Source organism: Shewanella sp. CG12_big_fil_rev_8_21_14_0_65_47_15, from assembly GCF_002783505.1.
Taxonomy (GTDB): Bacteria; Pseudomonadota; Gammaproteobacteria; order Enterobacterales; family Shewanellaceae; genus Shewanella.
Genome location: NZ_PFGL01000029.1, coordinates 17,768 through 28,577, shown reverse-complemented (window position 1 = coordinate 28,577; position 10,810 = coordinate 17,768). Strand labels below are relative to the sequence as shown.

Annotated in this window: 11 protein-coding genes and 1 pseudogene; 5 read left to right on the top strand and 7 right to left on the bottom strand. The window is 46.9% G+C overall.

What is annotated here, in order from left to right:
* The 3 genes from pgk to tkt all read right to left on the bottom strand — a co-directional run.
* A partial coding sequence (gene pgk, locus COW15_RS08530) for a phosphoglycerate kinase (protein WP_293631761.1) occupies positions 1–714 on the bottom strand: 714 nt, incomplete at its 3' end.
* Between the two features lie 131 nt (positions 715–845).
* Positions 846–1,862 (bottom strand): erythrose-4-phosphate dehydrogenase, encoded by a 1,017-nt coding sequence (epd, locus tag COW15_RS08525; RefSeq protein ID WP_198782406.1) that lies wholly within the window; start codon positions 1,860–1,862, stop codon positions 846–848.
* 128 nt (positions 1,863–1,990) lie between these two features.
* Positions 1,991–3,985 carry a transketolase gene (tkt, locus tag COW15_RS08520; RefSeq protein WP_293631760.1) on the bottom strand — a complete coding sequence of 665 codons (1,995 nt, stop codon included), beginning with the start codon at positions 3,983–3,985 and terminating at the stop codon, positions 1,991–1,993.
* Between the two features lie 488 nt (positions 3,986–4,473).
* Here tkt and metK point away from each other — a divergent pair, with 488 nt between their 5' ends.
* The 3 genes from metK (at position 4,474) to COW15_RS08505 (ending at position 7,397) form a co-directional block, all read left to right on the top strand.
* Positions 4,474–5,625: a methionine adenosyltransferase gene (gene metK / locus COW15_RS08515; protein WP_293631759.1), complete on the top strand. Its 1,152-nt coding sequence runs from the start codon at positions 4,474–4,476 to the stop codon at positions 5,623–5,625.
* A 457-nt stretch (positions 5,626–6,082) separates the two neighbouring features.
* Positions 6,083–6,646, top strand: a complete 564-nt coding sequence (locus tag COW15_RS08510) for a hypothetical protein (protein ID WP_293631758.1) — start codon at positions 6,083–6,085, stop codon at positions 6,644–6,646.
* 73 nt (positions 6,647–6,719) lie between these two features.
* Positions 6,720–7,397, top strand: coding sequence for a hypothetical protein (locus COW15_RS08505; RefSeq protein ID WP_293631757.1), 678 nt, complete (start codon positions 6,720–6,722; stop codon positions 7,395–7,397).
* Between the two features lie 6 nt (positions 7,398–7,403).
* On the opposite strand, the gene COW15_RS08500 is transcribed toward COW15_RS08505, so the two are convergent.
* Together COW15_RS08500 and COW15_RS08495 are read right to left on the bottom strand one after the other, a co-directional pair.
* On the bottom strand, positions 7,404–7,754 hold the full coding sequence (locus COW15_RS08500) for a hypothetical protein (RefSeq protein ID WP_293631756.1): 351 nt from the start codon (positions 7,752–7,754) through the stop codon (positions 7,404–7,406).
* Between the two features lie 61 nt (positions 7,755–7,815).
* Positions 7,816–8,358, bottom strand: coding sequence for a GNAT family N-acetyltransferase (locus COW15_RS08495; protein ID WP_293631755.1), 543 nt, complete (start codon positions 8,356–8,358; stop codon positions 7,816–7,818).
* A gap of 168 nt (positions 8,359–8,526) precedes the next feature.
* Here COW15_RS08495 and COW15_RS08490 point away from each other — a divergent pair, with 168 nt between their 5' ends.
* Positions 8,527–9,540 carry a GGDEF domain-containing protein gene (locus COW15_RS08490; protein ID WP_293631754.1) on the top strand — a complete coding sequence of 338 codons (1,014 nt, stop codon included), beginning with the start codon at positions 8,527–8,529 and terminating at the stop codon, positions 9,538–9,540.
* 3 nt (positions 9,541–9,543) lie between these two features.
* Here COW15_RS08490 and COW15_RS08485 read toward each other — a convergent pair whose 3' ends face one another.
* Entirely contained in the window at positions 9,544–9,774 is a 231-nt protein-coding gene (locus COW15_RS08485) for a hypothetical protein (protein ID WP_293631753.1), read from the bottom strand.
* Positions 9,775–9,845: 71 nt separating this feature from the next.
* On the opposite strand from COW15_RS08485, the gene COW15_RS08480 reads away from it, so the two are divergent.
* Positions 9,846–10,262 carry an META domain-containing protein gene (locus COW15_RS08480; RefSeq protein WP_293631765.1) on the top strand — a complete coding sequence of 139 codons (417 nt, stop codon included), beginning with the start codon at positions 9,846–9,848 and terminating at the stop codon, positions 10,260–10,262.
* A gap of 78 nt (positions 10,263–10,340) precedes the next feature.
* Here COW15_RS08480 and COW15_RS08475 read toward each other — a convergent pair.
* Positions 10,341–10,810, bottom strand: a pseudogene (locus COW15_RS08475) (cation:dicarboxylase symporter family transporter); the annotation flags it as partial.

Genomic DNA, 10,810 nt, shown 5'->3' with positions numbered 1-10,810 from the left:
TAAGTCAGCTTCGTACAAGGACTTACCGACATTGTGCCCCGCCGCAGCGATAAAGGTGTTGGCGATACCACCGCCAACCACTAATTGATCCACTATGCCCGATAAGCTTTCTAATACGGTCAGCTTAGTCGACACTTTAGAGCCGCCAACGATCGCCACTAATGGACGAGCAGGGTTATCTAACGCTTTGCCTAAGGCGTCTAACTCTTGGGCCAGCAATGGGCCAGCACAGGCGATAGGCGCGTATAAACCTACACCGTTGGTTGAGGCTTCTGCGCGGTGAGCGGTACCGAAGGCATCCATCACATAAACGTCGCATAGTGCGGCCATTTTCTTAGATAACGCTTCGTCGTTTTTCTTCTCGCCTTTGTTAAAGCGAACGTTTTCAAACACAACCACTTCACCTACAGCAACTTCAACGCCGTCTAAATAGTCGGTCGCTAAACGGACTGTGCAAGACAGGGCTTTGGCCAAGTAATCGACCACAGGTTGCATTGAGAATTCGCTGTTGTACTCACTTTCGGTTGGGCGACCTAAGTGAGACATCACCATCACAGCCGCACCTTTGGCAAGGGCTAACTCGATAGTAGGGAGGGAGGCACGCAAACGTGCATCACTGGTGACGACGCCATTGCTGACCGGCACATTAAGATCTTCACGGATAAGCACTCGCTTACCTTGGAGATCTAAATCTGACATATTGATAATTGCCATGGTAACACTTCCTTTTATAATCAAAAAACAAACTGGTTTTTCATCAATCGGTTAGAGTGGATAGCGACTCGGCACTCGACATCCCGTCGAATTGGCGATCCACGCTTTAACCCATTGGTATAAATTCTTTTTCAGCTTTGTTTAGCCGCAATCATAGCTAAACTGGTATCTAACATGCGATTGGCAAAGCCCCACTCGTTATCGCACCACAGCAGCAATTTGACCAACTGGCCCGCACTCACTCGAGTCTGGGTACCATCGACAATACTAGAACGGGGATCATGGTTAAAATCACATGATACAAGCGGCTCATCAGTATAGCCCAAGATGCCGTTAAATCGTCCATTAGCAGCCAATTCTAACACTTGATTGACGGTAGCAATATCCACTGTTTTCGCTAAAGTGACCGAAAGATCGATGGCGGTCACATTGATGGTGGGGACACGCACCGAAATCGCCTCAAACTTGTCTTTCATGTGCGGCAAAATCCGCTCGATGCCGCGAGCAAGTTTAGTGTCGACTGGAATAATGGATTGGCCAGCGGCGCGGGTGCGACGCAGATCATCATGATAGGCATCAATCACTTGCTGATCGTTCATCGCAGAATGGATAGTGGTAATGGCGCCGCTTTTCACCCCAAAGTGTTTATCGAGCACATCGATAACTGGGACGATACAGTTGGTGGTACAGGAGGCGTTAGAAACCACAGTATGCTCGGCGCGCAGTAAATCGTGGTTTACACCATAGACAATAGTGCCGTCGACATCGGCCGACGAGGGATGACTGATCAGCACCCGTTTAGCGCCAGCATGGATATGGGCCTCGCAGCTTTGGCGATCTAAAATTGCACCAGTGGCTTCATAGACGATATCAATATCCATCTCGCGCCATGGCAATTTTGCGGGATCCGCTTCATGGAGGATTTTGATGGCATCATCGCCGATCAGCATATGATCGTCGGCTAGCTTAACTTTATGCGCAAAACGACCGTGGGTAGTATCGTACTGGGTCAAGTGAATGATGGCTTCAGGCTTGGCTAATTCGTTTATCGCGACAATCTGTATTTGCTGACGTTTTCCCGACTCATATAAAGCTCGAAGAATAGAGCGGCCAATACGACCATAACCATTGATTGCGACTCGGATCATTGAGGTCTCAATTTCCTCTTAATAATGCTGCATAGACAAAAACGGCCTGCAAACGATTGCAGGCCGCATTATACAGATTAACGGTTCAAAAGTTTAACCTTTTGTATTTAATCTAATCCCTTAAGCTATTAGCCTAATGATTTTGCTGCATTCAGCACATTTTCAACGGTGAAGCCAAAATGGTTCAGCAGTACGTTACCAGGCGCTGACTCACCAAAGGTGGTCATGCCCACAACAGTGCCTTCGAAACCAACATACTTGTACCAGAAATCGGTATGGGCCGCTTCGATAGCAATACGTTTAGTCACAGCACGTGGCAGAACAGCTTCTTTGTACGCTGCATCTTGCTTATCAAACTCAGTGTTTGATGGCATAGAAACCACACGCACCTGTTTGCCTTGCTCGGTCAAAGCCGCTGCAGCTTCCATCGCTAACTGTACTTCGCTACCAGTTGCGATCAGGATGTACTCAGGCGTACCCGCGCAATCCTTAAGCACGTAAGCGCCTTTTGCCACATTGGCTAATTGCTCGGCGCTGCGGACTTGGGCCTTGAGGTTTTGACGGCTGAAAATCAGTGATGTTGGTGCATGACGACGTTCGATAGCCGCCTTCCAAGCCACCGCGGTTTCAGCCGCGTCACATGGGCGCCATACCGCCATGTTTGGCGTCATACGCAGGTTAGCTAATTGCTCAACGGGTTGGTGAGTTGGGCCGTCTTCACCTTGACCGATAGAGTCATGGGTATAAACGAAGATGTTTTGAATGCCCATCAGCGCAGACATACGCACAGCGTTCCGGGCGTATTCCATAAACATCATGAAAGTTGCGCCGTAATTGATAAAGCCACCGTGGAGTGACACACCGTTCATAATGCCGCTCATACCAAACTCACGCACACCGTAGTACACGTAGTTGCCTGCGGCATCGTCTTGAATACCCTTAGAACCTGACCATAGGGTTAAGTTAGAACCCGCTAAGTCGGCAGAGCCACCAAGCAGTTCAGGTAACATAGCACCAAAGGCTCCGATGGCATTTTGTGACGCTTTACGGCTCGCAATACCTTCGGCTTTATCTTGGCAAGCCTGGATAAATGCCTGAGCTTTTTCTTCAAAATCGGCAGGTAATTCGCCTTTCAGTACACGGCGCTCATATTCTGCCGCCAGTTCAGGGTAGGCTTTAGCGTAGGCAGCGAATTTTTCGTTCCAAGCGGCTTCACGGGCAGCGCCTGCTTCTTTGGCGTCCCAGCCTGCATAAACATCGCTTGGGATTTCGAATGGTGCATGTGGCCAGCCTAAGAATTCACGGGCCGCTGCAATTTCTGCGTCACCTAATGGCGCGCCGTGGCAATCGTGGCTGCCTGATTTGTTTGGCGAACCAAAACCGATAATAGTTTTGCAGCAGATCATAGTCGGCTTGTCGGTCACCGCTTTAGCCGCTGCGATAGCCGCGTGAATCGCATCGCTATCATGGCCATCAACGTTGGCAATCACATGCCAGCCGTAGGATTCGAAACGTTTTGGCGTATCATCGGTAAACCAGCCTTCAACATGGCCGTCGATAGAGATACCGTTGTCATCCCAAAATGCGATCAGTTTGCCTAGGCCTAAAGTGCCAGCTAATGAACAGGCTTCGTGGGAAATACCTTCCATCAAACAGCCATCGCCTAAGAAGCAGTATGTGTAGTGATCGACGATATCGTGACCATCACGGTTAAACTGCGCCGCTAGTGTTCTTTCGGCAATTGCCATACCCACAGCGTTGCTGATACCTGCGCCTAATGGACCCGTTGTGGTTTCAACGCCTGGGGTGTAACCGTATTCAGGATGACCTGGGGTTTTTGAATGTAACTGACGGAATTGCTTCAGCTCATCCATTGGCAAGTCATAACCCGTCAGGTGAAGTAAAGAATAGATCAGCATAGAGCCGTGACCGTTAGAGAGGATAAAACGATCTCTATCTACCCATTTTGGATTGTTCGGATTGTGCTTAAGGAAATCATTCCACAGCACTTGCGCAATGTCTGCCATGCCCATTGGGGCTCCGGGGTGGCCTGAGTTTGCTTTTTGAACTGCATCCATACTTAACGCACGGATTGCGTTGGCGAGTACTTTACGGGAAGACATGCTCTCTCCTGCTTAATTTGTGGGGTCTAGCGGGCAATTTGGACGCATATTTTCCCCTACATAAAGGGATGACGCAAACGAAAAATGCACACTAAGGCTTAAGTTGGGACATTTTAAAGTGGTATGGAGCTGGCATTCTGACGATAAAGCACCTCAAATCGACAACATTTATATTACATAGCATTCCATAAGATCATTTTATCCAAGCCAAATCCGGCCATCGGCAAGGTAACTTTGAAGACTCGCCTGGAAAGCGAGTATGAAAGTCCAGATTTATGCCAAATGGGGATAGGAAAAATAATAAAATAAATTCAAAGCATTAAATGCAATACCCAAGTGAATAGCCCCCTTCACAATTTGGCGTACGCCTCACTTTACACACAAATATTTAGCTTAGGGGGTGTCATCAAAGTGAATTTCCACTAAAATAGCCGTCTAGATGTAGATGCTTCTACACGTTTGAATGCTAACGACGAGATTTTCCTACTATGGCAAAGCACTTGTTTACTTCTGAGTCGGTCTCAGAAGGTCATCCCGATAAGATTGCAGATCAGATTTCTGATGCTGTGCTAGATGCAATTCTGGCCCAAGATCCCAAAGCACGCGTGGCGTGTGAAACTTATGTCAAAACCGGCATGGTATTAGTCGGTGGCGAAGTCACTACCTCTGCCTGGGTTGATATTGAAGAACTGACCCGTAAAACGGTTCGTGAAATTGGCTATACCCATTCAGATATGGGTTTTGATGCCGATTCTTGCGCCGTATTAAACGCCATTGGTAAACAGTCTCCCGACATTAACCAAGGTGTTGACCGCGCCGATCCTAAAGAGCAAGGCGCCGGCGACCAAGGACTAATGTTCGGTTATGCCAGCAACGAAACCGACATTCTGATGCCTGCACCTATCACCTATGCCCACGCATTAGTGAAGCGTCAATCGGAAGTACGTAAAAACGGCACGCTGCCATGGCTACGCCCCGACGCGAAGAGCCAAGTCACCTTCGCCTACGAAAACAACAAAATTGTCGGTATCGATGCAATCGTGCTTTCAACCCAGCACAGCCCTGACATTGCCCAAGCAGATTTGATCGAAGGCGTGATGGAAACCATCATCAAACCAGTTCTGCCTGCCCAGTGGTTAAGCAAAGACACTAAATACTTTATCAACCCAACAGGTCGTTTCGTTATCGGCGGACCTATGGGTGACTGTGGTTTAACCGGTCGTAAGATCATCGTTGATACCTACGGCGGTATGGCCCGTCATGGTGGTGGAGCGTTCTCGGGTAAAGATCCATCAAAAGTTGACCGTAGTGCAGCTTACGCTGCCCGTTATGTAGCGAAAAACATCGTTGCTGCGGGTCTGGCTGACCGTTGTGAATTGCAAGTGTCCTACGCTATCGGTGTGGCAGAGCCAACATCCATCAGCATCGAAACCTTCGGTACGGGTAAAGTGTCTGAAGAAGTGCTGATCAAGTTAGTGCGTCAACACTTCGATCTGCGCCCATATGGCCTGACTGAAATGTTAAATCTGGCTCGCCCAATTTATCAGGCAACTGCCGCTTACGGTCACTTTGGCCGCAACGAGTTCCCATGGGAAGCGACGGATAAAGCCGAAGCACTGCGCGCTGACGCGGGTCTGTAGCCTTAATACACCTCACGGTTTACGATTAAGCGCCATAAAAAACCGCCATTGAGCGGTTTTTTTATACCTGTTTAAACCCTTAGCCAATCCCAAATCGCACTTTTTTGAGTATTTTCTATTTCTTATTAATCAGGCGATTATAAAGACGAGATAATTATATTCATGCTTATCAAATAACATCTTTTCCAAATTAAGTTGTTGGATATAAAATAAAATTCATAATCAAAAACAATTAATCTAGGCACTTAGCACTGCAATTAACATCGACAAAAGACATTTGATTTTGAAACACAGTCAACTACGCTTATGGGCACTGCGAGATATCTCTTTGCAGTCACTACGGGTTTTACTTTGACAGGGAAGTCGAGAACAACCTCTACTCTATTTCCCATAAGTAAAACAAACATGTCACTCTATACTGGCATAGCCAGTTACTGTTCGAATAAGGATATTCAAAATGACTAGTTTGAATTTTATCGCCCCACATAATCAAATTGCTTTTGCTGCCCCAGAAAAAAACAGTACGGGAGTTTCCTCTTGGAAAGTATCAACTAAGCGCGGTACCCAATCAGGTCTGGGAGTCTCGGTCTCAGGTGCCGGCGCTTGGGCCAAACTAGATGGTACAATGAAGTTCAAAATTCGTAGTTTAGATAACTCAAAAACCTACGACATGATGAAGAAGGAATACCATATCGGTGGCGGCGTGAGTGCGTTCTGGAGCTGGTTAGGTATTTCGGCCAATGCGGAAACCCATAAAGAAGAAATTCACGAAGTCTTCAAGGAAGTTTCAAACTCACAGGAAGTCGATGGTGCGGCCAATGTTAGCCTTTATGTATCTGGCCAATATCCTAATGTGCAGGTCGATGCGTCAGGCTATGTGTTGATTATGCAAATTGAGGACAGTTCTGGTAATACTTACAATATGATGTCAGCGGGCGACCCCGCTAGCGATACTGGTGCGCAAGATCAAAACGGTAATGCATTACCGAGTAAAGATAACAACAGCACTATTACCTTGTAGCGACCAGCAGTATAGGTAGCAATATCATCGCCCCAGTCCGATGTACTGGGGCGTATTTTGAGAAATAACTCATATGTATATTGTCACACTCCCCCAGGATCTGATTCAGCGAAATCATTTAATACTCGCATCATCGGGCGAAAAACGTTTAAAAACCGATGAAAAACAGCTAATCACGGCTTCAACGCTAAGTGGGACACTCTATCAAGGATATAATCAGGTATATGCGCAACTGACTGCTGGCAGCCAAGGTTCAATTGAACTCCACTTTGAACTTTCAATTCCCAGTATTTCGGCAGCGACATTTGCATCATACCGTGACGAAATTAGGCAAATATTATCCCCAGAGGATGAATTACACATTTCGATTGCAGCCGGGATTACACCTCCACCGCCCCAAGCAGCAACTAAAATGGCGAACTATGGATTACAACTGTTTGCACAACAGATAATAAAGGAGGCCAACATCACTGAACACAGAATCGGCTTTAATGCGTTTTCATCCCCAGCTGCTTGTCAAAAAATACTGTTGAGTATGCGTCAACTAGCTGTAGTACAAGTCCAATTTTCAGGCTCGCTCGCATTAAGTTCACACTTAACCACAACACAAAATCTAGCCGTATATTTGCCTATCACATCGATCGTTTTCAGTGACGGTTTAACGATTCCATTTTCAGCCTATGCCACAAATGCACTTGTCACTGAGACGCCACAACAACAATTAACTATCCCTGAGCATTTCTGGTCTTAATCGGCTTTAGCAATGATCGAAATGGGCGTTTTGCATGCAGAGTAGACCTAGCTGCTCTTGGGATAAAATGGCGCACTCCAGTGGCTTCTTCGTGTTCACACGGCTTGCTTGCTCATCGGTCAGTCGCGTTATCGCCGCCGAATAGGCATTGGTTCGGCCACAATCGAGCCAAATATCCCCAACTTGAACCCAATAATGCAATGCTTGCCCTGAGTTAGAGATAAACTCCACTTCGAATCCCTTCGCCTCACCGCCACGGTGAGCACACTCGGATAGAACCAGCCTCAGATTGTCCCAAGCCGATAAAGTGATCCCAGCGTAGGCCGCTAATAGAGACTCAATAAATTGCACGCTCATGCCTTTATCTCCGTTATTTATACCAGTAGATATTAAATCCTCAATGTCTATCGTCACACAGCTAGCCTTGAGTCTTTGCCACCATTAAATAGTAATCCCTTGCTGAGACAGTGAAAAAATCCACCACCTGCATATGCGCTTTCCCCGAGTGGGCGGCAAAGGAACGCTCATTATCTTCGGCGATAAAGGTCAACATATAACTAAAATGCGGAGCAACTTGGCGGCGAATTTCACTGACTAACGCCTCGAAAACACCTTGTCCACGGTAGGCCTGCTTTACCCAAATGGGCCCGTATTGGCAAGAGTTTGCCTTAGTTAATTTAGGCCCATGCCAATCGAGTTGGGGTAAACGATTCAGTAAGGTGCGGTACATTGGCCAATGCTCGAAAAATCCCCAACGGCCAGCAATCACATAACCAACTATCTGCTGCTCTAACTGCGCCACCACAATCCAATGATGCTGCACTAGCTCAGTTAGTTCACTGTGGGAAAAAGCCTGCCCCTGCAGCCCCATATTGGCCGAAGCTAGCTCATCATTGAGGTGTGTTCTTTCAAGTATCACTAATAAATCAACATCTTGTAGTGTAGCCAGTCGTATCTTCACTGCAATTCTCTTCGTTTTGCCGAAACAGGGGACGCGCCAGTATACAGGAGACAAATACCAACCCAATAATAGATGCACATTTATTATGGCTTTTTTACCGCACAGATTTGCTAATTATCCTTTTGTTTCCCAAACTTAATGCATATTTAGCCACAGCTAGGCGACTTTATGCTGCCCGATACTATCAATCCGAATGTGAGTCTGCTCGACAGTGATCATCAACAAATCAATTTTGGACGTTGGATGCACCAATGTGAATTGATCAAAAGCTTTTATAACGCCAGCAGCGTTTTTGTGCTCCAATCGATTCACTCAGGTTTTGAGATTATTGTCAGCTCCATGAGCGAAACCCCACTCTTCACTTCGGGCACTCTCTATCCATCAGACTTTCCCCTCTTTAAACAATGTGTTTATAGCAAGCCGGAGGGAGACTATCAAAACCTCGCACGGTTTATGCTCGATGAATTACCGCGGGATTTTGATGGTATACAGCATATTCTCTCCCGTCCAATCACTTGGCCCGATGGCAGTCGGTTTGGCGCCTTGTGCGTACTCAATCCACACATGACAGACCCCCTAGGCAATGCCGCTATGCTGGAGCCGTTTCAGATCTTGCTGCAGCAGGATCTCTCCCTGTTATGTCAGTACCATCGCATCGAATCCCTTTCCATGCGCGATCAAGAAACCGGTATGCTCAACCATTATGGTTTTGTGATGATGGCGCCAAGACAGCTCAATTTAGGCCGCCGCTTTGGTGCCCATGCGGGGATCATTTTCTTTGAATTACAATGCCCTAAAAACACAGAAAAAAACCTTGAAGAAAAACACCATAGATTACTCGGTAACTTGATCCAAGATACGATACGCACCGCCGATATTGCCGCCCATTACACTTCGACTCAGTTTGTCGTATTAGTATTTGTGGATAATGAGCGGGATGTGTTGCATATTATGAAGCGAGTCGAAAAACAGTTAGAACAGCAAAACCATGCACTTAAACTCGATAGCAGCTATAGTTTTTTTAGCCCGGAATCGAGTGCCAAACTAGCCCCTATGATGGAAGAAGCCCGCTGTCAGCTCATATCAATGCGCCCAGACGCGACAGAAATGATCGCGCCCAGTTCAAGCACTATCGACTCGAGCCTATACGACAATCCTGCAGCCGATTCCGCAGAGCTTTGAGTATTATTTGATACGCTCATCTTGACGCTTAGCCCATTGAATAAACAACACTACGGGATAGGGCGACATCAGTACAAGCCCTAAACCAATCAGCGTTGAGATTAATAACATGCCGCTGATATATAGACTCCATTGGGTCAACAGATAGATCCCAAGCCCGCAAACTAACATCAATACGCCTAACCAATGTAAAAACTTCAACAAATTCATAATACTTTTAATTGGATCCGCCATATAAACCTCTTTAGATCTCGGGCTAAACTTGTCACACTATGGCCATAACCATGGAAAAAGGAACCGCAATGATGTTAAAACAAACATTCCTCTTAGGTGCGCTACTGTTGGGACTCCCCGCCTGCCAAAGTACCGATGTCGCCCAAAATGAGACCATTCCACTACAGGGCAGTTGGCATATTGAGATGATTCAAGGTCAGCCAGCAATCGATTACAGCCCAGCACAAATCACCTTCGACACCGAAGGTAAACTCCATGGCAACAACAGTTGTAATAACTTCTTCGGCCAATACTCTCAGCAGGGTCAAGAACTTAAGTTAATGCCAGCGGGGAGTACAATGAAAGCCTGTGTCGATGCCCTCATGCAACAAGAGCACAAAGTCATGCAGGCCATGCCACTCGTCGCCAAAGCAAAACTGCTGCAAGGTCGTCTCACCCTACTGAGCAGCGACGACAAACCTGTGCTGGTGTTAAGCCAAGTGAAGTAAACATAAGTCAAATAAGCCTAAGTCGTATAAACCCAAAAAAAACCGCCAGTGGCGGTTTTTTAGATCCAATATCATAACTTAGGCTTTGGTACTCTTCAGCGCCGCATGTTCGATTGCCGCATTTTGCTCGGCGAACACCGCGCTTTGTGCCATATCGGCATTATAGTGCTCGACATCGAGTTCATTTTCAGACTTGGCAATCACAGTCGTTGCCACGAGATCCCCCGAGACGTTAACGACTGTCCGAGCCATATCCAGAATACGGTCAATCCCCGCAATTAATGCCACCCCTTCTAAGGGTAAACCTACGGTCGAGAGCACTAAGGTCAGCATGACTAAGCCAGCACCCGGTACACCCGCCGTCCCGATGGACGCCAAAGTCGCGGTTAAAATAATAGTAAGATAATCCACCCAGGTTAAATCAATACCGAAGGCCTGCGCCACAAACAGCGCCGTCACCCCTTGGTATAAAGCCGTCCCGTCCATATTGATAGTAGTACCAAGGGGCAATACAAAACTCGAAATCTTTTTATTAACCCCGAGATACT